This is a genomic window from Sporosarcina sp. G11-34 (genome assembly GCF_026931025.1).
In genome coordinates this window covers 96,090-121,238 of the sequence record NZ_JAHNZW010000007.1, presented here as the reverse complement: position 1 = coordinate 121,238, position 25,149 = coordinate 96,090, and the positions used below count along the sequence as shown (strand labels likewise).

The following is a 25,149-nucleotide window of genomic DNA, read 5'->3' as shown; positions in this document are numbered from 1 at the left end:
ATACTACTGCCTAGTAACTTTCCTCATAAGTCGCAGAAAGCCCTTCTCCCCGTAGGAGAAGGGCTTTCTGCGACCTATGCGCGGTTATAGCAAAAATTCGTCGTTACTTATGGTACGGCTCCCCTTACCACAAGTAGAGCCTCCCTATTCATTCTTCTATTAAATAATGATAAAGCTTACCCTCCACTGCCTGCTCCATCACCATGTTCATATGAACGACCGGAAGATCCTTCCCGTTCTTATCAACCATTCGATCCTCTTCAACGCTCGATTTGTCCGGAAATCCTTTGCCTAAATAATAAAAATCAGTTCCTTCATCGTCGTCCTTTTTTACAAAGATGTGAATATCACTTTTGTTTTCCACTGAGTTGATAAATTTTTGGACTTCTTGGGATTTCAACGTTCTGTTACTGTTTCTGAGTTTTAAAACATAATCCACTAGTAAATAAGGTGCCCGGTTCTAAAACACCCCCAAATTGTTTCAGAACTAGGCACCCATTTTAAAAGTACATAGTATTACCAAGGAATAAACCCTTGTAACACTATGTACTCATTATTGCAGAAATGTGTAGCTCGCTTGCGGTTCACTATTGTTTAACCTATCCAATGGATTGGGAAGGCTATGTGAAAAAGGTGGTTCATCATGGCTGACATCATGTCCAAGGAACAGCGAAGCAAGTTAATGGGCAAAATTAAATCCATATCCAAACTTGAGAACCTGTTCGCCCGCGCCCTATGGGATAAAGGGCTACGCTATCGCAGAAACGTAAAAAATCTCAAAGGGACTCCCGACATTGCTATTAAAAAATATAAAATTGTTATTTTTGTCGACTCCTGCTACTGGCATGCTTGTCCGATTCATCTTAAAAGACCCAAAAGCAATCAAGATTTTTGGAATGCAAAGTTTGCACGGAACATCGCAAGGGATCTTGAAGTAACTGCTTATTATACAGAAAGGAATTGGAATATTAAGCGGGTCTGGGAACACGAAATCAAAAAGGACTTTACAAAGGCAGTCAATGACACGATGGAATTCGTCAATGAAATAAAAGCTGCTTACCACGACAAATCCTTGGAATGAAAAACACTTTTCAGGATAGGTTAGACTTATGAGCGACTTAAATAATCTTTAACCTGTTTAAATATATAATGATTATTAAGCCAGAAACTTTGAATCGTCATAAAATCTCCATTAGGTAGTTGGTCTCCATGTCGTTCAATATTGCCTTTAGTGTAATTGAGTTCCCTTATTAAATATGCTGATTTTCCGGTGTGCGGACGGACGTGAAGGATATTCGTATTAGAACCTTTCGGCAAGTCATTATGCACGAAGATGCCATTCTTTTGCTCTTTCAACCTAAACTTAACCCCACGTTTAAATGTGTCCCTAGCTCTCGTCCACTCTTTTTGCAGATCCCCGTCTATTTCAGAAACAGGCATATTCCAAAATAATGCCCCAGATAAATAGTATCCATCTTCATCTTGTTGATAAAGTACAAAGAGGAACTTTGTTTCTTCAAAATACTGGCGAGTCTCAGATGTTTCCCACTCTTCTTCCACAAGTTCCTTAATTTCAAATGCAGGAAAAGACATAGATTCAACAATTTTATTTCGTCCCCGATTATCAACATCGATACGTATTGCTTTCACAACAATACTCGCCTTTTCAAATTCCTCTGCATTTTCTGTTCGGACGCCTAAAATTGCATAAGCAATTCGACTATAATCCGAGTAAGAGTCTTTGTATTCTCCTGCTAGAAAGCGCTTGAATAAATCTCCGCTCCTGCATCCTTTATATTCATTTATTTTCCCAAGTACATACGCTTCAAAGTCAGTAACATCACTATCTTGGATGACTTTATCTTGTTGCTCTTCTTGTCCTGCTTGTGGCACGATTTCATTACGAAGTAAATATGTCATGTATGAATTTTTAAGAGAAAATGCTCTCGGTTTTGCAAGTTCTGATGAGCATGGTTGGGATGTCCTCTGCTTTGAACTACTTGATTTCGTTGCAGCCCCCAAATAAATAGTATCGCCCTCGGACAATTCATGGGCTTTCCCGTCCAGCACTTTTTTTTGAATCGTATCATAGTCATGAAGGATAATTTTCAAATCTGCTTCCGAAGGGGAATAAAGGTATATGTAATCAACAATATAATTTAAGCGATCTTGGATTTCTGAGTCCGCATGGTAATAAATGAGTAAAATATTCTTGATTTTCTCCCACGCATTACTGTCATAAAAGTCGGTGTCAATAATTTTCATATAATCTATCATGGAAATACTCAATCGTTCTTTTGCTGACAACGTTTTGTTTTTATTGATTTTATAAGGAGTTACCTTTAATTCTAATTCCGCCTTTGGAAAATCGGCTCTTGCTTCATTGTCAATTTTGTAGTGGAAATAGCGTTCTTCTATAATTTCACCTAATCCACCTTTTCTCTTTTTATTTTTATATTCTTCTTTATAAATTAAAGGATCTTGGTCAGGTTGTAAAAAAACTTTGTCTTGATCACAGACCTCATTAAAGGTTTGACCTTTCAACTTTTGGGCATATTGAAAGATTGATTCTTTATTGGTTTCGTCATATTTTCGATTCATAAAGTAAGCCTCCTAATTTTCGTTACATTAACTTATTATCATACTCTCTTAGGTATATTTGTAATGGAATTTTTATACAGATACACAATATACATCTTCTCCATACAATTTACTTTCACCTTTATATTTATAACTTTACATTTTATATTTTCATTGGACTTTTATTTATTCTTGCCTTTTTCTTGATCTTCTTGTCGAAATAAGGTATAATAAATCAAATGAGTCGAAAGGATGTTCGTAAAGTGAAAACTAACAATACGATACGCGTAATGGAATTATTCGCCGGTGTAGGTGGTTTTCGTCTTGGATTAGAAAAGGCCAATCCCTTCCTTTTCGATGTTACATGGGCCAACCAATGGGAACCTTCCCGTAAAGCACAAGATGCTTTTAATTGTTATACACGGAATTTTAAAAGTGGAGAACATAGCAATGAAGATATAGCACAAGTATCAGATGAGAAATTCCAGCAACTTGCTCCTGACCTATTAGTCGGGGGATTTCCTTGCCAAGATTACTCTGTTGCTCGCACACTTTCAGGCGAACAAGGAATTCAAGGTAAAAAAGGAGTCCTTTTCTGGGAAATTAAAAGAGTTATAGAAAACTCTCATCCAAAATATGTTCTTCTTGAAAATGTAGATCGACTACTGAAATCTCCTTCGGCCCAAAGGGGTCGGGACTTCGCAGTCATGCTTTCCACGTTTAGCGATTTGGATTATAGCGTCGAATGGCGCGTTATTAATGCCGCCGAGTATGGTTTTGCGCAGAGGCGAAGACGAGTTTTCATATTCGCTTATAAAAATGGAGTTTCGTTTGCAGAAAAACAACTAGAATTAGATTCACAAGATATCGTGTTCAATGAAGGATTCTTTGCAAAACCATTTCCCGTCAAAGACGAACCCTACAAAGGGCGGACAGGCTCGAAGGTACTTCCAGAAGATATTATAGAGGTATCTAATGATTTTTCATTTAACTTTCACACTGCTGGACTAATGAGAAATGGACAGATTTTCACTGCACACGTAGATCCTAAACTTGAAGAATCGATACCACTTCAAGATATCTTATTAGATGAAGACCTAATTGATGAAAAGTTTTATCTCTCCCCGGAAGTTGAAGTAAAGTTCGATTACCTAAGGGGTGCGAAAAAGATAGAAAGAACTACGGTTGATGGGCATAAATATACTTTTTCAGAAGGTGGAATGTCCCCCACTGACTTATTGGACAAGCCCGGGAGAACAATGTTGACAAGCGAAGGCTCAACAAACCGAAGTACTCATATTGTTGAAGTCAATGGACGAAAAAGGTTTTTAACTCCCATTGAATGCGAAAGACTAAATAGCTTTCCGGATGACTGGACAGCGGGTATGACAGACCGAATGCGCTACTTCTGTATGGGAAATGCACTCGTCGTCGGTCTAATCGAAGTAATGGGAAATCGAATTGCCGAAATCGAGGCAACCGATACACCCTCAGAAGTACAATTAGAAATTTCTTTTGGCTGATACATTCTTGTATCGGCCTTTTTCTTATGCGTCTTGTTCAAACATGAATTTTCCGTTCCAATTTTTCTCGCCTTCGACAAGCCTCGTCACGAAACTTTTTGCTTCCCACTCTTCCAATACGGGCCACGGAAAGTCTTCTGGATATTCTCCGTCGTCAAAACGAACTGACTCAGAAGACTCTTCATCCTTCTCCTCTTTTTTGCTTTCCTTTTCATCCGTACTTTGTACCCCATTATACGAAGTACAGGCTAAGCTACAAATATAAATAACAATTTGGTATATAAGTACCATCGTTTCTTACCGCATAGATTCCAATTCACAAAACTTTATTGGGAATCTTCATTTCCACAGCACAATCATAATCCATAAATGCATCGCTAAATAATGCCTTGTCGATTAATTCACGGAGGACGCCGTCATAATAGCCAAATAAGTTACGGATAGTCTTCTTTTTGGTCGCTTGGAACGTGATCTTAATCGCCTGAATAGAAAGTGCTTCTAAAAGCTCTTTTTTCCCTTTGTGGATATCGAATTTCAATAGGCGCAACACTTTTGCACGATAGATGCCATACAATCGGCTGACGAGTGGCTGATTGTCTTCGCCTTTGAATGATTGGATACAATTTTTGAATCGTGTGTAATGAGTGACGGTCACTTGCTCATACGTATTATGAATATAAAGATCTTTATTGCTTATAGAAAGAATAGGTTCATTCTCTGAAATAGTGGCTTCAGTCGTTGGTGTGTCTGGCTTAGCTACTTCCTTGCGAGGTGACAGTTCCGATATGACATTCGGCGGTAAAAAAATATAAAGATTGGCTCCAAAACCACCAGATACTTGTCGAAGAAATGGCTTTTTTTCGATGATTAATAAAGCTTCTAGTTTCCGAATGGTGCGTTGAACTGTGCGATTCGATTTCTTAACTTTTTCCGCGATTGTGGACGTCTTTAAATGGGCCACGCCTGGGTATTTTACAGAGTAGCGACTTAACATGAGCAGTACTTCTCGGTCTGTTTCGTTCAATTCAAAGTTGCAGCGGTCAAAATGTGAAGATACCGCTTCGTTTAATTCCTTTTTACTTTCAAATGGTTGGTAGTCGGTTAAATAATTCATAAGCTCGTCCCCTTTTGCACGATATGACTGGTCAATAACACCGTCATATCGTATATAGGTTGGAACGTTCAAAAAGGGGACATTTATGTAAAAATACTTTATAAAAAAGATACCCGGTTTTGGAACAACTACGAAGTTGTTTCAAAACTAGGTATCTAACATTCTCGATTTAGATGAAAAACAGAATTTGGGTTGTAGATTCTAAAAACATTGGCGCAATAATTACTGGAAGTTTACGCGTTTTCAATTATCACCGCAATTCCTTGTCCACCGCCGATACATAAACTCGCCACTGCGTATTTTGCATTGCGGCGTTTCAACTCGTAAGCTGCTGATAGTAAAATTCTTGCACCACTTGCGCCGACAGGATGCCCAAGTGCAACGGCCCCACCGTTGACGTTTGTTTTCGAACGATCTAAGCCCAATTCTTTTTCTACAGCTAAGTATTGAGCGGAAAAAGCCTCGTTTATTTCAATAATATCCATATCTTCAATCGTCAAATCGGCTCTTTCTAATGCCTGTTTAATTGCAGGTACTGGACCGATTCCCATGATTGTTGGGTCCACACCGACGACTCCCCAAGAAACGATGCGTGCGATAGGTTGTAGACCATGTTCTGTTACAGCCTTTCCACTGGCAACGACAACGGATGCCGCCCCGTCGTTAATTCCCGAGGCATTTCCAGCGGTCACTGTTCCATCCTTTTTAAACGCCGGTCGAAGCTTCGCCATCCCTTCAGCATTCACTTCTGGCTTAATATGCTCATCTTTATCAACAATTACTGTGCCTTTACGCGTTTTCACTTCAACCGGTACGATTTCTTCCGCGAATATGCCATCTGCCGCCGCTTTTGATGCGCGTTGATTTGATTCAATCGCAAATGCATCTTGGTCTTCCCTGGAAATCTCGTATTGTTCCGACAGTTTTTCTGCTGTCATCCCCATACCACTTCCCGTGTATTGGTCTACCAATGTCGCTTGTAGCATGTCTTCAAATTGCACATTTCCTAACTTAGATGCACTGAATCGTTGTTCAAAATTCGAGTACGGTGATTGCGACATATTTTCCGCACCACCCGCTAAAACGATTTCTGCTTCCCCCAATAAAATATGTTGTGCTCCCGATACAATACTTTGCATTCCAGATCCACACAGACGATTCAATGTTAAAGCCGGAACCTCTTGCGGAACTCCAGCATTTAGCCCAATATGGCGGGCAAGGTAGGAAGCATTTTTTCCTGTATGAATGACATTTCCATAAATGACATGATCTATTTTTTCAGGTTGCACATTCGAACGCCTCAATGCTTCAATGGCAGTTGCTGTGCCGAGCTCTGCTGCATCCACTTTTGCAAAGGATCCTCCGAACTCGGTAAACGCCGTTCTTGCCCCGTCAACAATATATACATTTTTCATAGTCTGATTTCTCCTTTTGGCTTATACTCTCGCTTCTTTACTTGACGAAAGTGTATGTTTCAACACTTTTCCGGAAGCATTTCGTGGTAATTCGTCCATAAGTTCAACTTCCAATGGAACTTTAAATTTCGCTAGTTGCGTTCCACAATAGGCAATAATTTGTTCTTCCGTAATCGATTGCCCTTCTTTTAAGACAGCAAATGCTTTTGGTACTTCACCGTAAACTTCGTGAGGTACCCCAACGACCGCCGCTTCTAGCAATTCAGGGATTTGGTAAAGCACTTCTTCTACTTCGACGGGATAGACGTTTTCACCACCGCGAATAATCATATCGTTTTTACGGTCGACGACATACAAGAGTCCATCTTCGTCAAACTTTCCTAAGTCTCCTGAATATAACCAGCCCTCTTTAATCGTGCGGTTCGTTTCTTCTTTATTCTTCAAATAGCCTTTCATTACTTGAGGCCCTTTTACAACAATTTCTCCGACTTGACCTACTGGGACCGACCTTCCGAACACGTCTACTACCCGGATTTCGGTTTGCGGAAGCGGTTCTCCGACTGAACCTATTTTTTCGAGTGCAAGATGGTCTTTTAATGTAGAAGCCGCGGGTACATTTTCTGTTTGACCATATAAATTTTGTACCTTCACACTTGGAAATGTTTCTTTTAATTTCTTCAAGATTTCATAAGGCATTGGTGCCGCCCCATAACCAAATAAACGTAATGTTGGTAGTTCAATCTCCTTAATATGAGGCAAGTTCAAAATAATCGTATACATTGCCGGAACACCAAAGAACATCGTCGGTCTTGCGTCCTTCAACAACTTAAGCGTTTTGTCTGTCGAGAACGTTTCCTCGATAATAATCGTTCCACCTCTATATGTCACCGGTACGACGAATACATGGGCTGCTGCGCAGTGAAATAACGGTGTGGAGACGAGCATTCGATCGTTTACGGTAATATCCATTGCTTTCGACCAAATTTCACCCGCAGCAAGAATATTTCGATGTGTCAACATGACCCCTTTTGGCTTGCCTGTCGTTCCAGATGTATACATGACAACCGACGTGTCGTTCCCGCCTAATCGCGCTCGCCGAAACTTTAGTGATGCATCTTCGATAATTGCTCCAATTGCATCTTCTCCACCAATTGCTAGTTTTTCTTGAAAGTCGTGTTTTGTATCAGTAATAATATTTTCAAGGCGGACATCGTAAATAAGTGATTTGGCTTCCGAATGGTTGAAAATATATTCTACTTCGGGTGGAGCCAATTTCGTATTGATTGGCATGACTGAAAATCCACCCAATTGAATCCCATAATAGCAAACTAGAAATATATCTGAATTCAAGGAATAAAGTGCGATAATATCCTCTTTCTTATAACCCCTCGCTTGAAAATAAGCCGCAACCCGTTTTACTTTTTCGAAAAACTCGCCATATGTCCACTGGCGTCCATTGTATGAAGTAAATATTTTATTCGGCTGACTTTTGGCATGACTAGCTAAAATTTCTGGTAAAAACATTTCCAAAACTCCCCCTGCTTCAGTAATCTAAATTATCAAATATTGATAACCTTGAAGATAGTTTACCAACCACTGGAATTAATTGCAATGAAGCCTCTAGCATTTTTCATTCAAGAACGGCTAGTTGTTAAGCTATTTCCGTATTGCTATTCTCAATTGCTTCGATAAACTTTTCGATTGTCGAAGTTACGTATGAATTCGATCGCCGAATGAAAACCGTGTTGATTTTACTATACTTTTCGGGAAGTTCATGACATTGAATGAGGTTTCTTTTGACTAAATAACCAATGGATGATTTAGGAACGAAAGTGATGCCAAGGCCTACGACGACACTGCTTAAAATGGTTTCCAACGTGCCAAACTCCATTACTTTTTGAGGGGTAATATTTTGGTCTTTATACCATTCTTCAAGTCGTGCTCGATAGCCACATCCTTCGCTAAAACAGAGGAATGGCCTATCTTTTAATTGGTCGAGTGAGGTTGCATTGACATCTGAAATTAAGACAAGCTCTTCTTGGAATACCGCGTGAGAAATAAGGTCTGGATGGGGGCCTGTTTCTGTGACAAATGCCCCGTCCAACTTGTGGTTCAATACGTCTTCCTGCAGTTTTTCCGTAACACCCGATAAAAGAGAGAGATCTACATTTTTATACTTTTTATTGTAGGCAGATAAAATATTTGGCAATTGGATAACGGTTTCCACTGTACCAATTTCTAATTTTCCAGATGGCTCGTCTTTACTTTGGACGACTTTTTTCATTTCATTCGTCAGCGTTAAGATTTTTTCACAGTACACTAAAAGTTTTTTCCCTTCAGGTGTTAACGTCATGCCTCGGTTATGTCTATTAAACAACGGCGTGTTTAGTTCGGCTTCTAGCTTTTTAATTCTCGCGGTAATGTTCGACTGCACATAGCTTAGTTCTTTTGCGGCTTCTGTAACAGTCCCTTTTTTGGCGACCATTTGAAAAATCTCTAAATCTTTAAATTCCATTATTGTATCTCCTTTTTAGGTATCATTAAAATTGATAACAAACATCATTATCATTCATTTTACATGATGTCCGTTCTGTAGTCTAATAGGTATAGAGAAAGATATAGAAGGAGATTTTTATTTCGTGAAAAATAAAGTTTTATTAGGGGCTTTCTTGTGTTTTATAGCGAGCGTGTCTTGGGGCGCGATGTTTCCGGTAGCGAACCATGCGTTCAATTATATTGACCCGTTTTATTTCACTATTTTCCGTTATGTTTCCGTAACCGTTATTTTAGTTGTCATTCTGTTATGGAAGGAAGGAAAACAAGCATTTCGTTTTGAAGGAAAAGGTTTATTGTTATGGTTTTTCGGAACAATGGCTTTTGCCGTTTACAATCTGCTCATCTTCTGGGGACAAGATTTGTTGGGTGGTCCCGGTACGATGGTGGCGTCAATCATGGAGTCTTTAATGCCGATGATTTCGATTGTTATAGTATGGATGCTCGTTAGGAAACGCCCTCATGCATTCACATTGTTCTGCGTGTTTCTTGCGTTTGTAGGGGTTTCACTCGTTATCACAAAAGGTGATTTCGGAGCATTTCTAACAGCGACGGATGATATTATTCCATCATTACTCATTCTAATCGCAGTTATTGGATGGGTTGTTTACACAATGGGTGGAAGTAAATTTAGCGAAAGTGGCTGGTCTGCACTGCGCTATTCGACAATGAGTTGTTTACTTGGAACGATTACAGCAGCGGTTGTTGTTGCGCTAGTCACTTTGACGGGCTATGTAACCGTGCCGACTGTAGCAACGATTGTAACTGTGAGTCCACATTTATTATTCATGATTATTTTCCCGGGTGTAATTGCGTTAGTTGGTTGGAACGTTGGTGTTAGTATTCTTTCGCCATTAAATGGACTGTTGTTTATTAACTTCGTGCCCATTACAACGCTAGCTATTTCATACTTTCAAGGTACACCCCTTACCATTTATGATTATATCGGAACGATCTTCATCATCCTTTCATTAATTTCTAATAATATATTTGTCAGGTTGAGCGAGAAAGAAGTCGCTCCAAGAAAGTCGAAAGAAAAGCTTCGAGAGATTCTATCTTAATTATAAAATCACTAAAAGCGTTTGCCTCTACAAAGTAATTTTTGTAGAGGCAAACGCTTTTTTGTATGGATCGGGATAGGCTTTGGGCGCGGGGAGTGGAGATTAATGAGGATTGGGCGGACATTTCCCGCGATTGAGTGGACATTACGCACCATTCAGTGCACATCCGCGCCGGGAGTGGATATTTCATCCAATTGAGTGCACATTAACCGTGATTGAGCGCACATTACGCACCATTCAGTGCACATCCGCCCCGGGAGTGGACATTACATCCAATTGAGTGCACATTTCCCGCCATTGAGCGGACATTACGCACGATTCAGCGCACATCCGCGCGGGAGTGGACATTTCATCTAATTGAGTGCACATTTCCCGCCATTGAGCGGACATTACGCACCATTCAGCGCACATCCGCCCCGGGAGTGGACATTTCATCGAATTGAGTGCACATCTCCCGCCATTGAGCGGACATTACGCACCATTCAGCGGACATCCCAAATAAAAAAGGAACGCCCACTGAATCTTGGACATTCCCTCTCCTGCTTAGCCATTATAATAATCTTCTTTCACTCGTTCCTTTTCTTCTTTCAACTTTTTCTCTTCTCTATTTTTACCTTCCACGATTTCCCTACTCGTTTCGAAATCGAATATCTTTCCAAATTCGGCGGCCATAACCTTTTTCTCATAATAATCGGGTACTTTTTGATTTCTCAAAACCGGGGTCGGTAACACTTGGTTTTGCATATATCGGTGGAAAAAAGCCTCCGCAAATGCGACGATGATGGCTGTTACAATGGCTACCGTTACTAATCCGGCAAACGGCTCGAACAAATAAAAGCCGAGCGACCAGATCAGAACTGCCGCTACTCCAAAGTCGGCAATTGTTGCGGCACCATTCCCCATTCTTGGTAAAATGAATAAGTCACCGACGATAAACGAAATTCCCGTAAATAGGATACTCGTGATAATTACATCTCCAAAAGAAAAGCCGAAATAACTTAAAAAGACCCACATCAACGCAGTCACCATAATAAATTTAAAACTTATTGCCTTAAAAAAGTCCATTTATCATTCTCCTCGCTTCCTATTTTCTCATTTCACACACTAATTATTTTGTCCCTTATATATATAATTAACCCTTTTTCAACGCACCAAAATATACCAATATTTTTCCGCAAGAAAAAACCCCACATCTCAAACTCTATTTTCGAGTCCAAGATGTGAGGTTTTATTCAAATTAGAAGGAACTGTTTCAACGTATATCTAACGTTTTTTTATTTATCGTCCACGACAATATACGTCGATTCCACTGGTCCATGTACGCCAACAATGAGGTTCATTTCAATATCCGCGCTATTACTCGGTCCGGAAATGAAACTTACACATGAGGAGACGTCTTGCCCGCGCTGATTAGCTTCGTGAATTTGTTTAACTGCTTGCGTCATCCGCGGCACCATTGTGCTTTTGGGGATAATTGCTATATGAACTCTTGGCAATAAACTAATCGAACGACCATTGTCTTTATCGTTAAATAAAGTGAGCGTGCCGGATTCAGCTAGAGTAATATCGCTAAACGTAATTCCGATATCCGCTTGCTCCGAAAATACTTGGTTTTCTTTTCCGATAGTCCAATCCCACAGCCGAACGTCCTTGCCTTCACTTCGAAGGTCACCATACACAACGTCCACCCCATATTCGGCATTTCGTTTATCGTTTACCGCAATTACTTTGTTTCCGTCATGTGATTTGATCACTTCTTTAAGTAAATCGGCCAACCCATTTTGGTCCGTCTTTTTAAAATTTGTATGAATCGATTTGCATTGTTTTTCTAACACATCGACCAATTCATCTTTTGAATAGCCTTCGTACACATCCCATTGCGGACTCAAACTCCATTTTGGGCGCACGACTCCTTCTGTAATACGAGGCCTCCCAAGACTATTTGCCAACTTATCTAAAAAAGCATCTCTGTTTTGAATGGTCATCGTGTTGTCTCCCCTTTTTGACGTTCTTTAAACCAAGAACGAAACGTTTGTTGACTTGGAGCGGGGAAATCGCGCTGTGCGGTCCACTCTTTTAAAGGACCTGGACCTTTTATAATTGTTTCATCTTTCGACCATGGTTTTAAAGCGGTTCTTGCAAGTTTCGCGCTCATTTTGTAGGCGGCTGGATGTGTCGACCACTTAACGAACCCATCCATTGCGACTTTTTCCATCTTCGGAGATATTTTTTGTTCCACCATAATTTCCCGATGACGAATTAAATGATTGTGAAGTGGAATTTTTACAGGGCATACATCCGTACAAGCTGCGCATAGCGTAGAAGCATGTGGCAATTCTTTATGGTTTTCGTATCCGTCTAAGAGTGGCGTCAGAACCGCACCAATTGGCCCCGGGTAAATCGAACCGTATGCATGACCACCAATATGTCGGTACACCGGGCAGACGTTAATGCATGCCGCGCAACGGATACAGTGAAGTGCCGATTGAAATTCGGTTCCTAAAATTTTAGAACGCCCGTTATCGACAATGACTAAGTGAAACTCTTCCGGTCCATCGACTTCGCCTTCTAAACGAGTGCCTGTAATTGAAGTGACATAACTCGTTAGTTTTTGACCTACCGCGGCCCTTGTCAATAAACTCACTAATACGTCGAGTTCTTCCCATGTCGGAACAATTCGTTCCATGCCCATCACTGTAATTTGGGTATCTGGTAACGTTGTCGCAAGTCGTGCATTTCCTTCATTCGTCACAAATGTAACCGCGCCCGATTCCGCGACAGCAAAGTTACAGCCTGTAATTCCGATATCGGCCGACAAAAAGTCTTTCCGTAATTGTTCACGTGCAAACAAAGCCAATTCTTTCGGCGAATTCGACTTGTCATAACCTCTTTTATCCTTGAAGGTCTGCTTCACTTGATCTCTATTCAAGTGCAAAGCTGGCGCTACAATATGCGAAGGGACATCCCCATCCAGCTGTAAAATCCATTCACCTAAATCGGTTTCAACGACTTCCGCGCCGACTTCTTGCAGCGCTTTATTTAAACCGATTTCTTCCGTAACCATCGATTTAGACTTTACGACTTTTTTCGCGTTTTTTCTTTTCACAACTTCTTGAATATAATTGTTTGCATCTTCCGCCGTTTCAGCGAAATAGACCTGTCCGCCACGCTTGGAAAGATTATCGCTTAATTGTTGTAAATAGTAATCGATATTTTGCAATGTATGTGTACGAATCTCTTCTCCTAATGAACGCCAATCTTCCCAGTTTCCGAGTTCTTCAGCTGCATCTTTTAGTCGACCTCCAAGCCGGTCTTGGGCAGATGCCACCGACCCCAACATGAAATCATTGTCAATTCCTTCTTGTACGCGCTCATCGAATGTACCGGTTTTAATTTTAATACCCATCTATTTCACTTCCTTTTTAGCGATAGTTTAGTATTTCGGCGAGATGGACTACTTTGATGTTTCGTCCTTCTCTCGATAATCGGCCGCCGATATTTATCAAACAAGCCATATCTCCACCCACCAAATATTCCGCTTCCGTTTCTACAACATGATTTGCTTTTTCTTGAACCATTTCACCTGAAATGACAGCGTTTTTAACAGCAAAAGTTCCACCAAACCCGCAACAATCTCCCGCGTTCGGGAGTTCGATAAGTTCCACACCTTCAATTTGGTTCAGAAGTTTCTTAGGCGCATCTTTCACTCCTAATAGGCGTGTCATATGACAAGAAGGATGATAAGTCACTCGCCCTTTGAAATGGGAACCGACATCTACAATGCCCAATACATCCACAAGAAATTGACTAAGCTCAAACGATTTTGCGGCGAGTTTTCTTGCTTCCTCTTCCCACTCGGGATCCCCGCGGAAGATTTCTTCGTATCCACGCAACATCGCCACACATGATCCCGAAGGTCCAACAACATACTGTGAATCACGAAAAACCTTTATCATATGTTTCATCGTTTCTTTCGTATTTTCCAAGTATCCACTATTGTAAGACGGTTGACCGCAACAAGTTTGCGCATCCGGAAAATCGACTTCACAACCAACCCGTTCTAACACTTCGACCGTGTCTTTCCCAACATTCGAAGCGAAAATGTCAGACAAACACGTAATGAATAAAGAAACTTTCATGTAGCCTACCTCCGTTATATTCTAAGTTTCATATAAGTGAACTTTTTTCATCGGCGTATCCTAATATACTTCTTAACTTAAGCCTACTGGATAGGAAGGTATTTGAAAAGATGAAATAGTCAATTGTCTCTAAATGTTTCAAGTTTATGAAGGAAATGCCCCAATTCAAAAGACATCCCACGTATTTAGGCACTTCGACGTGCATATGCTTATTGGATGAAGTCCTTTCCTAAAGAGGATTCCCACTTTATCTGATAAAGTAGTGAATACACAATCAACAAACCAATACTGTTAACTATACGGAGGTAAATAAATGCTTCAGCGTACTCGTACTTTATTAACAAAAGAAGATTTTGCAGAACGTACAGATTTGCCTGATTGGCTTCTGAATGAATACAAAACATTTCGGGAAATAGTGACGGATAAGACATTTCCTTGTTATTTCGGTATGGCAGCCGAATTAGGTGGCGAGTTGCGCTACGCCTACGTGACACAAGAAGATTGGACGAACTTGCCACTTGCACTGGAAACCTTTTTGGAGCTTTTCGATAATCCAAAGCACAAACGGCATGGGCTATTTGTTTTCGTAGAGCCGTTTAAAAAAGAGGGCACAATAGAACAATACCGCAAGCAGTTTTGGGACATTTTACAATACTTGCATGACGTCGATGGCATCGAATGGCCTGCGGAAAGTCCACGCGATCCAGATCATCACTTATGGGATTTCCGTTTTCACGGCGAACCAATCTTCGCCTTTGGTAATGCCCCTGCTTATAAGCAGAGAAAGACACGTGATTTAGGAAATTCAATGGTGCTTGGATTTCAACCGCGGAAAATTTTCGAAGGACTGAAAGGGACTGAAAAAGGTGGCGTTATGTCCCGAGAAAAAGTGCGGGAACGTGTCGAAGTATGGGACGGATTACCAAAACATCCGGACATTAGCCATTTCGGAGATCCAACACATAATGAGTGGAAGCAATTTTTCATTGGAGATGATATTGAACCAATTGTCGGAAAGTGCCCTTTTATGCATAAAGACGAAAAACCTCACACAATGTGAGGTCTTTCGTCTTTATGTCGATTTCCCGGGAAATAGGTCGATTACTTTTTTCCGGTCGCGTAATATAAATTCATTTCTTCTTCCGGTACCATACTTCCACCGGTTCCCCAGACAATATGTGTAGCACCCGGCAAGTTCGCTTTTTCCACATTCCCACGAATAAGGTTTACAGGCCCTGTCATTCCAGCAAGTGCAGATGGTTCGAGTTTGATGCCTTCCGAATCCGTCAGAAGTTTAAGTAAATCGAACATTGTCTGATCCGCGATTGTATAGCTACCCGCCAGCAGTGGCTCCATTGTTTTTCCAACGAAACCGGAAGCAACACCTACTGCCAGTCCGTCTGCCGCGGTTTTATTGTCTAAACCGAAGTCTTGTACAGAAATCGAGTCATGTAGCCCAGTCATCATACCGAGCACCATACAAGGTGAATGAGTTGGCTCCGCGAAGAAACAGTGTGCATGATCTCCAAATGCAAGTTTCAATCCGTATGCGACACCACCTGGTCCGCCGCCAACACCGCAAGGCAAGTAAACGAATAGTGGATTGTCTGCGTCAACAACGGTTCCACGCGCTTTCAATTGCGCCGCTAACCGTTCTCCAGCAACCGCATACCCTAAAAATAAGTCGAGCGAGTTTTCGTCATCGACAAAATGGCATGTTGGATCGGCATCTGCCTGACGACGCCCTTCTTCCACTGCTTTGCTGTAATCGTCCGCATATTCAACGACGATTACTCCTTTTTCACGCAATAAGTCTTTTTTCCATTGTTTCGCATCTGCCGACATATGGACAGTGACATTGAATCCAAGTTTTGCACTCATAATGCCGATGCTCAAACCCAAGTTCCCTGTCGAACCAACCGCAATTTTATGTTCGGAAAATAGTTTTTTGAATTCTGGTTCGGCAAACTTTCCATAATCATCTTCTGTTGTGATCAATCCATGTTCGATAGCAAGTGTTTCCGCATGCTTCAACACTTCGTATATACCACCGCGTGCTTTAATAGAGCCCGAAATCGGTAGCGCGTTATCTTGCTTTAGAAGAATTTCCCCGGGGATATTTGTTTTATATTTGTTCCCCAACGCTTCTTTCATTTTTGGAATGGCAGTGATTGGAGATTCAATAATGCCGTTCGAAGCTTTTGTTTCCGGGAATACACGCTGAATGTAAGATGCAAAACGTTGAAGACGATCCGATGCATCTTGGACGTCGGCTGCACTCACTCCGGACTTTTCAAGGCCAATTACTGCCGGTTCGATTAAAGGATTCATCCATAGAACTTCTTGACGTTCAATTATTTTCTCGATTAGCGGATGCTTTTCCACCCATTTATTCACTTCTGCTTGATTCATCATATTTTTTCGCTCCTTCGTTTCCAAATGTTCTACGAATAGTATACCATGTGAGATTGTTTCATATAATTTATAAACTTGTGTCGTACTACATTCCGCAAAAGCACACGCAAGCCTCGCTACGTCGGAATAAGATACAGTAATGGTGGTGCTTCAAATGAAACGAAAAACGATGTTCCATATGCCTTACTAGTTTTCTCCATGAATGCAACTCCAAATTCACTTTTACGTATCCTGTAAAATAATTCACAGGAAAGGAGGGGATGCACTTCATGCTACAAGGCATTTCAAAAGAGGAGCAATGAGCTACAGCGGTTCGTGGAGGCGTTCCTATTGTCGATGGGCAATCACTTCGACCAGTTCGTTGCTGGCACCTTGTTATAACGAATGGACTGAACAACTTTGGACATTCTAAAATTCATTAACCCTATAAAACTCCGCTCATTTCAAACTTTAGCGGAGTTTTTTATTTACTTTCCCCCTTCAATTGGTCTGAGCACCGCGCGCACCGGACTTCCATCACTATCCGCAAGTGCAAGCGGCAATGCGATCAGCTCATAATCTCCGGACTTTACCTCATCGAGTACGATGTTTTCTAATATGAAAACTCCGTTATCATTCAATGAATGGTGTGCATCCAACGTTTTACTATTTTCGGAATCGACCGAAGGCATATCGACACCAACTAGCCGAACACCCCGTTCCTTCAATAGTGGACCAATATCTCCCCGCAAATACGTAAATGTTTCCGGGAACACGCTAAAATCCCTACCACTTCCAGTTTTCAATAAAATCCGTTCCGCACCCCCGAAATCGAGTCCCTCTAACTCCGCACGTCCAATGCTTTCCTTCCCGGTAAAATCAAGGACACGCGCACGTCCAATGTACAACTCAATTGGTAAATCGAGCACTTTCAAACCTTCGTTATCAAAATGAAACGGTGCATCGATATGCGTGCCCATATGTGTACTTGTCGTGATCTTACCAATATTGACGGACCCCGTGTCCGCTTTACTAAATGCGATCTCATAAGTAAATGGCGTATCCCCAGGCCATTCAGCAATTCCATTTTGTAGCGGTTGCGATATATCTATCCACTTGCCCTTCATGCGACGACACTCCTCTTATTTTCAATTGTATTATGCCCACCATATATCTCCTCGTCAAGATTCACCACAATACTTTCAAAAACCGTACGTTCCACGTGAATCATTTTCGCTATGTATTCAGTCAACTCAAGCGGTGTTTTTCTCATTATTCATTCCCCCACCCATAAATGATACCATAATCTTTTTAGACAAAAAAATACAAGAAAGACTGTATTGCTACAATCTTACTTGTATTCATTTAAACCAACCTTTCTCCTTAAAACGGGAAATCGCTTCAATCCGGTTGCCTACATCGAGTTTATCGAGAATTGTCGAAATATAATTTCGCACAGTACCCGGCGACAAAAATAATTCCCCCGCTATTTCCTTCGTCGTTCTTCCATCGGCAATGAGGCTTAGCACTTGTGTCTCACGTTCTGTCAGTGGGTTTTCGGTCGCTTCACCGTCCCCAAAAACGAATTCCACAAGTTCGGGCGCATAAATTCGCCGACCATCGACAATTGTTCGAATGGAAGCGACAAGCTCCTCAATAGGGCTGTCTTTTAGCAAATAACCGCGTACTCCCGCTTTTCGCGCACGCTCAAAATAACCCGCACGTGCAAAAGTTGTTAAAATAATAATTTTACAAGACGTACCTTGTAACTCCTCCGCTGCATCCAAACCTGTCTTCAACGGCATCTCAATATCCATCACGCAAATATCCGGTTCATGCTCTTTCACTAAGGCAACTGCCTCTTCACCATTTCTTGCTTTGCCGACAACTTCCATATCATCTTCCATATTTAACAAGGAACCGAGTGCGCCGAGCATCATCCCTTGATCTTCCGCTATGACAATTCGAATCACATCAATCAACCCCCATAATATGTGTCAGAACAACAGGTACACGAATCGACAATTTCGTACCTTGTCCGCCCTCTACTTTTAAAGTTCCATTTACAAACTCAAGTCGTTCTCGCATCCCTCTCAAACCGTTCCCAGGCAATGTTTCGCCACCTCTAGCAATGCCGATCCCATCGTCTTCGACAGTTATCACAAATTCGTTTGGCAATTGCTCAAACTTCACGTGGCAATACGTTCCGTAACTATGTTTGACAACATTGGTCACCGCTTCTTTCAAGCACATACTTAACACATTCTCTACAATTGCCGGGATTTGGATAAAAGAAGGATCCCCTACAATGATCAAATCCATTTCAGCAGCTTTTAACATTTGCCCCGTTCGAATTAATTCATCTTTCAATTTCATAGCCCGCATATCCGCAACGAGCTCCCGAACTTCCTTAAGGGCCGTGCTGGCGGTTTGCCTAATGTCATGTAACTCTTTCACCGCGGCTTCCGGATCCCTAGAAATGAGCTTTCCAGCCAAGTCGCTCTTCAAACCTATCAAAGATAACTTCTGTCCAAGCGTATCATGCAAATCACGAGAAATTCGTTCACGCTCTTCCAAAATAATTAGTTGTGAAATACGTACGTTTGCATCTTCCAATTGTACTTCCAACTTTTCACGCTTATTCCGGTTATATAAATTAAAAGGTAAAAGTACTGTTCCGATGACAGAAATGAGTAAGAAGTGGATTTGTGGAAGAAACAAATCGATTTCGATGAAAAAACCAGCAACAATTGCAAGGACTGTAAAGGCGATATGAAGTCCATAAATAATGAAAAAACCTACTGGATTACGAATATTACCGATGAAAAACGCCGTAAATATAGACAAATACACGTAACCAAATAACAGCGTCATAATGACGTTAATGACAATTTCAAAGCTCACCCACATATAAACAATCCCGCTTTTCGATCGGAATGAAAATCGGTACGAAAGGAAAAATAATAATAGCAAAAAAATCCCGATAGTGATTTCAATCGGTGATGAAGATCTAAAAATGAAAAAGAACGGTAGAAAACAAAAGATTGCCCACGCATAAATACTAAGCCATATATTTTTCGGGAAAATACTATACCAACTTTGCATATCGCCCACTCACCACCCTGTCTTATTATTCCATTGTATCAATAATAAGAAGGAAAGGAAAAGCCATTCGACCAGGATCGAATGGCTTTTCTCATATTATTTACTTAGTGTCATAACTCGTACGTTTTGGTTTCAAGTCAATAGAAGGTCTTGGCATACGAAGACGGTCTTTAACTTGTTTGAAACCGACGAACATTTTCTTGTCTTCATCGTACAGTCGATACTTAAGTGACGCTAAGCTCGTTTTAATCGTAATTGTTGTTGTGTTATGAAGAGGCGGTGTAGATTCGTGTGCTTCTTCAAGATTGTAGTTCGGAACGCGTGGTGACAAGTGATGGACGTGATGATATCCGATATTACCCGTTGCCCATTGCAATACTTTTGGCAGTTTGTAGTATGAGCTACCATCAATAGCTGCTTTCACATAATCCCACTCCGACTCCTCTTCGAAATAAGAGTCTTCGAACGTATGTTGAATATAGAACAACCAAATGCCTAGTGAACCTGCGACAAACATGATCGATCCTTGAACGATAACAAATGCTTGCCATCCAACAAGTAGGATCATTAGTGTGTAAAGTACAACGAGTATTGCATTCGTTAAATACGTATTGTTACGTTCTTTTTTACGTGCATCTTTGCGATTAAATCGGCTTGTTACAAGGATAAGATAAATCGGTCCAAATCCAAACAGAACAATAGGACTACGATATACCCGGTAAGCAAAACGTTGCCATTTCGATGCTTCAACATATTCCTCAACTGTCATTACCCAAATATCGCCTATCCCGCGCTTATCAAGGTTTGAACTTGATGCGTGGTGAATCGCATGCTCGCGTTTCCATTTTTCATATGCGAAAAGTGTAAGGACTCCAGTAATTGTACCGACGATATCATTAGCTTTTCTGTTTCTGAAAAACGAACCGTGCGTACAGTCATGAAAAATGATGAATGTGCGGATTACAAAACCTGCTGCAATTACAGCGAATCCAAGCGTTAACCAAATGGATACGGACAAACTTTGATACGCAAGAAACCATAAAATTAGAAATGGGGGAACCGTGTTAATAAGTTGCATAATACTTTTCTTTTTATCGGACTTGGCAAATGGGGCAACATCTTTGTGCAACTGCCTTGTTTTTTCTTTAGTCATGTTATCCTCCCAGATTATGTTTTATTTTTTATTTATCAATCATTCGTTACTTCTAATAATAGTACCAAGTCCTAATTTGAAAAAGACATAAATGTCATGACTTCCATATGACAACTGTCATGTATTGTGAAAGTTTTCACGTAAGAAAATCGGAAGTGCCTGAATATAACCCGAGCCCCTGCTGAAGACTAGACAAAAAAGAACCGCAATCAAAAGTTCGATTGCAGTCCTTTTCGTGGATAGTTGGAATTTACATCTTTGCACATGTGGATATCTTTTAAATTGGGTTATCCACACTTAGTAATTTAAACGTTTTCTTTTATCCCTTTATCGATTTCAGTTTGGTTGACCGCTCCGTGCGATGCATTCCACACTGCTTTTCCTTCATTTAAAATAAAGGCCTGCGGAGATTGGTGAACGACACCTAAATCGCTTTCGATAGCATTGGATACAGGGCGACTTTCTCTTACTTTTAAAAAGTATTTTGGCATTTCTGTTTCATATGCATGGAACCGATTGAAAGCAGCTGCACTAATTGGACATGTTGTACTATGTTTGAGTACAAGTAAAGGTGCACTTTTAGATTGCTCTAAAATATCTTTCCACTCGTTAATTGATTGTAATTCTTTCAAAATGAACCTCTCCCTTTTTGATTGAAGTATATTCTATTAGCTTACCAGCTATATGGAACAAGAACATTGATACAACTTACGAAATACGTCGAGTAAATCGTCTAAATCTTTGTCCGACACATCATTCATGCAAGCGATTTGGAGCCAGTTTCTTTCTTTTAAATAACTGCTTTCATAGTGCACATGAAAGCCATTTAAAAATAAATCATTTCCAAATCGTGTAGCCGATAAATCCAGTGGTAATTCCAGTGTTAAAATGGTCGAAGCCGCTATACTTTCTTGTGCAAGTATCTTCAATCCGATTTCTTCTACAACTTTTCGTACCTTTCTTGCGCGGTCCCCAACTTGTGCAAACACTTCGGCGGAATTGTCATATTTACATAGCGCAACATCGAGTGCGGAAAGTAAATTCGAAGATTGGGAGTAGGGGATTCCCCCCGCTTTTGCGTATGCACCAAGATCGAGATACCGCGGCAACGTTTGGTTTGGGAATACATCCTCATTATGGAATACGAAAGAAATTCCGGTGTAACTCAACAGCCCTTTTCCACTTACCCCTGAAGCGTATGTAATTCCATCAAGATTGACTGGCATCGCTCCAATCGAGCTTACACTGTCAATTGCTAGGGTTGCATTAGACTCTCCGCACACTTCTTTCAACATGTCCAAATCGTTTAATACACCTGTCGATGTTTCACAGTGGACTGCCCACAACCAATTATAATTTCCTTCCGCGACCGCTTTTACAATGCTTTTTTCATCAAATTTGCTTCCCCATTCGACTTTCAGCGTTTCAAAATCCATTCCGAACCGGGTTGCATGATCTATGAGCCTCGAACCGAATTCTCCGTTGACTAAAATCAACCCTTTGCCGCCCCTAGTAGTTAATTGTGCCGCAACAACATCATTTGCCAATGTACCTGTTCCCTGAAGAAGTTGAACATGCTTTGCACTTGTAAGTGTCGTCAATTTATCTTTCACACGCTTCAACATGCTTTCAAATTCAGTTGAGCGATGGGAAAAAGGTTGTGCCATCATTGCATTTTGCACTTCTTTAGCAATCGTTACGGGCCCTGGCAAAAAATTAACACACGGTTTAGCAAGCCTTCCCGCAATACCTGCGTCGAAGGTTTTCCTTGTTAAGTACATCGGTTGAAACTCAGCCCCAGCCTTACCCGTTAAATGCGCGAACGGCATAAAACCGAGTTGCCCATACAGTTTTTGTTCACGAACCGTACCGGATATAAAAGCCGAGTCATAACCTACTTTTAAGCAATATCCCACTAGTGCTTGGGTTAATCCGAGAAAGGCCCGTCCGTTCCGATACTTTTTTTCGATAGATAGAAGTCTAATCTCCACGGGATTTTCAACGTTAAATGACAAATGACCTTCGATTTCACCTATTTTTCCATCGAGAGAAAATGGACGCTTACTACGAATCGCCAACATTCCAATGACTCGTCCCTCTTTTTTGCAAATGATATATGTATTTTCATCATGGAATTTATCCATCAAGGCACGAGACGAATTCCGTTCGTGTTGCGGAATTTCTTCAACGAATGTTTCGTAATTTAATTGATGAATCTGTTCAAATTCCAACGGTGTTTCTGCAATTTTGTAAACGAAACTCATGAGTCCCGCCCCTTTCTTCGACAAGTTTTTTCTTTTAAATTTTCACGGTGGGCTAAAAGGACAAGCCCCGATAACAAACATGCTGCAAGAAGAGTAAATTGTTCGTATGAAAATAAAAGAAGGATGACGGGTAACGAACTAACTGCTCCAACTCCTGCGATTGTAAAGCTTTTTATGAAAGGATATACAATCAAAAAGATACTTATAAAAACGGCGACTACAAGCGGGTTAAATAAAAGAAGACCGCCAATAAATGTTGAAATTCCTTTCCCACCCCGAAACTTAAAAAGGATTGGATAAACATGGCCTAGCGTCACGGCAAACAATGTAAAAAGTTCAATCTCCGAACCTAAATCAAGCGATTGGGCGGTAAAAATCACAAGCATTCCTTTCATTGCATCGCCTATGAATGTGATAACGAATGCTTTCTTTCCATACAATCTGCCGATATTGCGTGCTCCGGGGTTACCACTGCCTTTGTCACGGATTTCCTGCTTATAGAACAACTTGCTTATAATTGGGCCTGTCAGTACATTCCCAAGAAAATATGAACCTATTAGTACTAGTAATATCAAAGTTATCGATCCTTTTTGGTAAATGATAGATGTTTCTATAGTTTACCATTTTTCATTTCCACTGCGGGTGGATTTATGCGGATAATCCGAATGATAAGACTCTTTTCCATCGTTAAGGGAAATACTATACAATTAAGGAATGTAAAAAGGAGCTATTTGTCTATGCAAAAACTTTCATTACGATTTGTCGTGGCGTTTATCATTTGTGCCGCGGGCAGTGTTTTATTCGGTTATGTTGCGTCTATTATTAGAAACAAATCCATCGAAAATTTTGATACGTCCATTATCGCTTTCGTACAGGGAATGGAGTCGCCATGGCTGACACCCATTATGCAAGCTTTTACTTGGATTGGCTCCGGGTACGTTGTCGCAACTGTTACAGTAATTGGATTCATCCTTTTATTTTTCGTATATCGTTACCGACAACAAGCTTTTCTTCTTGTTACTGTCATTGCAGGCACTGTTTTATTGAATGGTCTTCTGAAGGTTTATTTCAAACGGGAGCGCCCTGAAATTCACCGAATTATGGATGCGCCCGGCTTTAGTTTTCCAAGCGGGCATACGATGATGGCTTTTAGTTTGTATACGATTCTTGCTTATATCGCGTGGCGGAATGTAAAAACAGCAACCGGTCGTACACTACTCGTTTTAAGTGCCGGACTAATGATTACTTTAATTGCGGGAAGTCGTATTTATCTTGGCGTTCATTATCCAAGCGATATTGTTGGCGGCATCGCGGCCAGTGCATTTTGGGTAACGATTGTCATTAGTGTTTATGGGTTGTACCAACAACAAAAGACCACCTCACGCCAATAAATAGACGTGGTGTGGCCTTTTTTGTATATCACTCAATATTAGACGTGAAATTCTTTATTCTGTAGACTTTTCAAGGGTTAATTGCCATGAAACACCGTATTTGTCTTCAACCCATCCAAATTTCATACTAAACGGGGTTGCCGCCAACTCCATAAGAACTTTTCCATCTTTGGAAAGCTGTTCGTATATACTGTCGATTTCTTTTTCTGTGTCGCATGTGACAAATAGAGACATAGCAGCCGTGAACGGGATTTCTTGCCCGGTCGTATTATCAATTGCCATAAACGTTTGTCCATTCAGCGTAAACGTAGCATGCATCACAGTTCCATTTTCTTGATGAAGCAAATTTTCGATTTTAGCATCGTTGAATATCGACGTATAGAAATTCATTGCCTCTTCCGCATTTCCGTAAAACATTAAAAATGGCGTGATTTTTTGATTCATCGTCTTTTCTCTC

At 40.8% G+C, this 25,149-nt stretch carries 26 protein-coding genes and 1 pseudogene; 6 read left to right on the top strand and 21 right to left on the bottom strand.

The annotated features are described in order from the left end of the window. Positions 1 to 148: 148 nt before the first annotated feature. Positions 149 to 415, bottom strand: a pseudogene (locus tag KSU66_RS11675) (DUF3427 domain-containing protein); the annotation flags it as partial. A 228-nt stretch (positions 416 to 643) separates the two neighbouring features. Between KSU66_RS11675 and KSU66_RS11670 the strand changes: the two are divergent. Next, positions 644 to 1,081: a very short patch repair endonuclease gene (locus KSU66_RS11670; protein ID WP_269051637.1), complete on the top strand. Its 438-nt coding sequence runs from the start codon at positions 644 to 646 to the stop codon at positions 1,079 to 1,081. Between the two features lie 26 nt (positions 1,082 to 1,107). Here KSU66_RS11670 and KSU66_RS11665 read toward each other — a convergent pair whose 3' ends face one another. Then, on the bottom strand, positions 1,108 to 2,601 hold the full coding sequence (locus tag KSU66_RS11665) for a Sau3AI family type II restriction endonuclease (protein WP_269051636.1): 1,494 nt from the start codon (positions 2,599 to 2,601) through the stop codon (positions 1,108 to 1,110). A gap of 269 nt (positions 2,602 to 2,870) precedes the next feature. Here KSU66_RS11665 and dcm point away from each other — a divergent pair, with 269 nt between their 5' ends. After that, the gene (gene dcm, locus KSU66_RS11660; protein WP_269051814.1) at positions 2,871 to 4,103 is read left to right on the top strand and encodes a DNA (cytosine-5-)-methyltransferase; all 1,233 of its coding nucleotides are present in this window, start codon (positions 2,871 to 2,873) and stop codon (positions 4,101 to 4,103) included. A gap of 24 nt (positions 4,104 to 4,127) precedes the next feature. Here the strand turns inward: dcm and KSU66_RS11655 are convergent, their stop codons facing one another. From KSU66_RS11655 to KSU66_RS11635, 5 genes are all read right to left on the bottom strand, one after another. Continuing rightward, positions 4,128 to 4,394, bottom strand: coding sequence for a hypothetical protein (locus tag KSU66_RS11655; RefSeq protein WP_269051635.1), 267 nt, complete (start codon positions 4,392 to 4,394; stop codon positions 4,128 to 4,130). 25 nt (positions 4,395 to 4,419) lie between these two features. Beyond that, a complete protein-coding gene (locus KSU66_RS11650; RefSeq protein WP_269051634.1) occupies positions 4,420 to 5,217 on the bottom strand; it encodes a helix-turn-helix domain-containing protein in 798 nt (265 codons plus the stop codon). 233 nt (positions 5,218 to 5,450) lie between these two features. Beyond that, positions 5,451 to 6,632 carry an acetyl-CoA C-acetyltransferase gene (locus KSU66_RS11645; protein WP_269051633.1) on the bottom strand — a complete coding sequence of 394 codons (1,182 nt, stop codon included), beginning with the start codon at positions 6,630 to 6,632 and terminating at the stop codon, positions 5,451 to 5,453. A gap of 21 nt (positions 6,633 to 6,653) precedes the next feature. Then, on the bottom strand, positions 6,654 to 8,156 hold the full coding sequence (locus KSU66_RS11640; RefSeq protein ID WP_269051632.1) for a class I adenylate-forming enzyme family protein: 1,503 nt from the start codon (positions 8,154 to 8,156) through the stop codon (positions 6,654 to 6,656). Between the two features lie 127 nt (positions 8,157 to 8,283). Next, positions 8,284 to 9,147: a LysR family transcriptional regulator gene (locus KSU66_RS11635; RefSeq protein WP_269051631.1), complete on the bottom strand. Its 864-nt coding sequence runs from the start codon at positions 9,145 to 9,147 to the stop codon at positions 8,284 to 8,286. Between the two features lie 124 nt (positions 9,148 to 9,271). Between KSU66_RS11635 and KSU66_RS11630 the strand changes: the two genes are divergently transcribed. Together KSU66_RS11630 and KSU66_RS11625 are read left to right on the top strand one after the other, a co-directional pair. After that, a complete protein-coding gene (locus tag KSU66_RS11630; RefSeq protein WP_269051630.1) occupies positions 9,272 to 10,246 on the top strand; it encodes a DMT family transporter in 975 nt (324 codons plus the stop codon). 215 nt (positions 10,247 to 10,461) lie between these two features. Next, entirely contained in the window at positions 10,462 to 10,689 is a 228-nt protein-coding gene (locus KSU66_RS11625) for a hypothetical protein (protein WP_269051629.1), read from the top strand. 100 nt (positions 10,690 to 10,789) lie between these two features. Here the strand turns inward: KSU66_RS11625 and KSU66_RS11620 are convergent, their stop codons facing one another. The 4 genes from KSU66_RS11620 to KSU66_RS11605 all read right to left on the bottom strand — a co-directional run bounded on the left by KSU66_RS11620 (position 10,790) and on the right by KSU66_RS11605 (position 14,385). Further along, the gene (locus KSU66_RS11620) at positions 10,790 to 11,311 is read right to left on the bottom strand and encodes a DUF2512 family protein (protein WP_269051628.1); all 522 of its coding nucleotides are present in this window, start codon (positions 11,309 to 11,311) and stop codon (positions 10,790 to 10,792) included. 209 nt (positions 11,312 to 11,520) lie between these two features. Then, on the bottom strand, positions 11,521 to 12,231 hold the full coding sequence (locus tag KSU66_RS11615; RefSeq protein ID WP_269051627.1) for a LutC/YkgG family protein: 711 nt from the start codon (positions 12,229 to 12,231) through the stop codon (positions 11,521 to 11,523). Beyond that, positions 12,228 to 13,652 (bottom strand): LutB/LldF family L-lactate oxidation iron-sulfur protein, encoded by a 1,425-nt coding sequence (locus KSU66_RS11610; RefSeq protein WP_269051626.1) that lies wholly within the window; start codon positions 13,650 to 13,652, stop codon positions 12,228 to 12,230. Before KSU66_RS11610 ends, KSU66_RS11615 begins: the two co-directional genes overlap by 4 nt. A gap of 16 nt (positions 13,653 to 13,668) precedes the next feature. Then, on the bottom strand, positions 13,669 to 14,385 hold the full coding sequence (locus tag KSU66_RS11605) for a (Fe-S)-binding protein (protein ID WP_269051625.1): 717 nt from the start codon (positions 14,383 to 14,385) through the stop codon (positions 13,669 to 13,671). A gap of 313 nt (positions 14,386 to 14,698) precedes the next feature. On the opposite strand from KSU66_RS11605, the gene KSU66_RS11600 reads away from it, so the two are divergent. Beyond that, positions 14,699 to 15,445: a YqcI/YcgG family protein gene (locus KSU66_RS11600; protein WP_269051624.1), complete on the top strand. Its 747-nt coding sequence runs from the start codon at positions 14,699 to 14,701 to the stop codon at positions 15,443 to 15,445. Between the two features lie 41 nt (positions 15,446 to 15,486). Here the strand turns inward: KSU66_RS11600 and KSU66_RS11595 are convergent, their stop codons facing one another. The 9 genes from KSU66_RS11595 to KSU66_RS11555 form a co-directional block, all read right to left on the bottom strand. Beyond that, complete coding sequence (locus KSU66_RS11595) at positions 15,487 to 16,797, bottom strand: D-serine ammonia-lyase (protein ID WP_269051813.1); 1,311 nt, start codon at positions 16,795 to 16,797, stop codon at positions 15,487 to 15,489. Positions 16,798 to 17,267: 470 nt separating this feature from the next. Continuing rightward, a complete protein-coding gene (gene kynB / locus KSU66_RS11590) occupies positions 17,268 to 17,906 on the bottom strand; it encodes an arylformamidase (protein WP_269051623.1) in 639 nt (212 codons plus the stop codon). Continuing rightward, complete coding sequence (locus KSU66_RS11585; RefSeq protein ID WP_269051622.1) at positions 17,903 to 18,052, bottom strand: hypothetical protein; 150 nt, start codon at positions 18,050 to 18,052, stop codon at positions 17,903 to 17,905. Before KSU66_RS11585 ends, kynB begins: the two co-directional genes overlap by 4 nt. Positions 18,053 to 18,140: 88 nt before the next feature. Next, positions 18,141 to 18,752 carry a response regulator transcription factor gene (locus KSU66_RS11580; RefSeq protein ID WP_269051621.1) on the bottom strand — a complete coding sequence of 204 codons (612 nt, stop codon included), beginning with the start codon at positions 18,750 to 18,752 and terminating at the stop codon, positions 18,141 to 18,143. A gap of 1 nt (position 18,753) precedes the next feature. Then, a complete protein-coding gene (locus tag KSU66_RS11575) occupies positions 18,754 to 19,884 on the bottom strand; it encodes a sensor histidine kinase (RefSeq protein WP_269051620.1) in 1,131 nt (376 codons plus the stop codon). Positions 19,885 to 19,984: 100 nt separating this feature from the next. After that, on the bottom strand, positions 19,985 to 21,037 hold the full coding sequence (locus KSU66_RS11570) for a fatty acid desaturase (RefSeq protein ID WP_269051619.1): 1,053 nt from the start codon (positions 21,035 to 21,037) through the stop codon (positions 19,985 to 19,987). A 305-nt stretch (positions 21,038 to 21,342) separates the two neighbouring features. Continuing rightward, a complete protein-coding gene (gene ytxJ / locus KSU66_RS11565) occupies positions 21,343 to 21,669 on the bottom strand; it encodes a bacillithiol system redox-active protein YtxJ (protein WP_269051618.1) in 327 nt (108 codons plus the stop codon). 48 nt (positions 21,670 to 21,717) lie between these two features. Further along, positions 21,718 to 23,301, bottom strand: coding sequence for an aminotransferase class V-fold PLP-dependent enzyme (locus KSU66_RS11560; RefSeq protein WP_269051617.1), 1,584 nt, complete (start codon positions 23,299 to 23,301; stop codon positions 21,718 to 21,720). Then, the gene (locus KSU66_RS11555) at positions 23,298 to 23,876 is read right to left on the bottom strand and encodes a glycerol-3-phosphate acyltransferase (RefSeq protein WP_269051616.1); all 579 of its coding nucleotides are present in this window, start codon (positions 23,874 to 23,876) and stop codon (positions 23,298 to 23,300) included. Before KSU66_RS11555 ends, KSU66_RS11560 begins: the two co-directional genes overlap by 4 nt. A 162-nt stretch (positions 23,877 to 24,038) precedes the next feature. Between KSU66_RS11555 and KSU66_RS11550 the strand changes: the two genes are divergently transcribed. Beyond that, positions 24,039 to 24,692, top strand: coding sequence for a phosphatase PAP2 family protein (locus tag KSU66_RS11550; RefSeq protein WP_269051615.1), 654 nt, complete (start codon positions 24,039 to 24,041; stop codon positions 24,690 to 24,692). 54 nt (positions 24,693 to 24,746) lie between these two features. On the opposite strand, the gene KSU66_RS11545 is transcribed toward KSU66_RS11550, so the two are convergent. Continuing rightward, positions 24,747 to 25,136 carry a VOC family protein gene (locus tag KSU66_RS11545; protein WP_269051614.1) on the bottom strand — a complete coding sequence of 130 codons (390 nt, stop codon included), beginning with the start codon at positions 25,134 to 25,136 and terminating at the stop codon, positions 24,747 to 24,749. Positions 25,137 to 25,149 lie beyond the last annotated feature (13 nt).

Bases quoted from the DNA above. Each gene is read 5' to 3' on its own strand.
- kynB (WP_269051623.1), bottom strand. From the start codon at position 17,906: ATGAAGGGCAAGTGGATAGATATATCGCAACCGCTACAAAATGGAATT.
- KSU66_RS11545 (WP_269051614.1), bottom strand. From the start codon at position 25,136: ATGAATCAAAAAATCACGCCATTTTTAATGTTTTACGGAAATGCGGAA.
- KSU66_RS11605 (WP_269051625.1), bottom strand. From the start codon at position 14,385: ATGAAAGTTTCTTTATTCATTACGTGTTTGTCTGACATTTTCGCTTCG.
- KSU66_RS11670 (WP_269051637.1), top strand. From the start codon at position 644: ATGGCTGACATCATGTCCAAGGAACAGCGAAGCAAGTTAATGGGCAAA.
- KSU66_RS11550 (WP_269051615.1), top strand. From the start codon at position 24,039: ATGCAAAAACTTTCATTACGATTTGTCGTGGCGTTTATCATTTGTGCC.
- KSU66_RS11595 (WP_269051813.1), bottom strand. From the start codon at position 16,797: ATGAATCAAGCAGAAGTGAATAAATGGGTGGAAAAGCATCCGCTAATC.
- KSU66_RS11645 (WP_269051633.1), bottom strand. From the start codon at position 6,632: ATGAAAAATGTATATATTGTTGACGGGGCAAGAACGGCGTTTACCGAG.
- KSU66_RS11655 (WP_269051635.1), bottom strand. From the start codon at position 4,394: ATGGTACTTATATACCAAATTGTTATTTATATTTGTAGCTTAGCCTGT.
- KSU66_RS11575 (WP_269051620.1), bottom strand. From the start codon at position 19,884: ATGCAAAGTTGGTATAGTATTTTCCCGAAAAATATATGGCTTAGTATT.
- KSU66_RS11620 (WP_269051628.1), bottom strand. From the start codon at position 11,311: ATGGACTTTTTTAAGGCAATAAGTTTTAAATTTATTATGGTGACTGCG.
- KSU66_RS11650 (WP_269051634.1), bottom strand. From the start codon at position 5,217: ATGAATTATTTAACCGACTACCAACCATTTGAAAGTAAAAAGGAATTA.
- KSU66_RS11585 (WP_269051622.1), bottom strand. From the start codon at position 18,052: ATGAGAAAAACACCGCTTGAGTTGACTGAATACATAGCGAAAATGATT.
- KSU66_RS11610 (WP_269051626.1), bottom strand. From the start codon at position 13,652: ATGGGTATTAAAATTAAAACCGGTACATTCGATGAGCGCGTACAAGAA.
- KSU66_RS11635 (WP_269051631.1), bottom strand. From the start codon at position 9,147: ATGGAATTTAAAGATTTAGAGATTTTTCAAATGGTCGCCAAAAAAGGG.
- KSU66_RS11615 (WP_269051627.1), bottom strand. From the start codon at position 12,231: ATGACCATTCAAAACAGAGATGCTTTTTTAGATAAGTTGGCAAATAGT.
- KSU66_RS11665 (WP_269051636.1), bottom strand. From the start codon at position 2,601: ATGAATCGAAAATATGACGAAACCAATAAAGAATCAATCTTTCAATAT.
- KSU66_RS11640 (WP_269051632.1), bottom strand. From the start codon at position 8,156: ATGTTTTTACCAGAAATTTTAGCTAGTCATGCCAAAAGTCAGCCGAAT.
- dcm (WP_269051814.1), top strand. From the start codon at position 2,871: ATGGAATTATTCGCCGGTGTAGGTGGTTTTCGTCTTGGATTAGAAAAG.
- KSU66_RS11560 (WP_269051617.1), bottom strand. From the start codon at position 23,301: ATGAGTTTCGTTTACAAAATTGCAGAAACACCGTTGGAATTTGAACAG.
- KSU66_RS11600 (WP_269051624.1), top strand. From the start codon at position 14,699: ATGCTTCAGCGTACTCGTACTTTATTAACAAAAGAAGATTTTGCAGAA.
- KSU66_RS11570 (WP_269051619.1), bottom strand. From the start codon at position 21,037: ATGACTAAAGAAAAAACAAGGCAGTTGCACAAAGATGTTGCCCCATTT.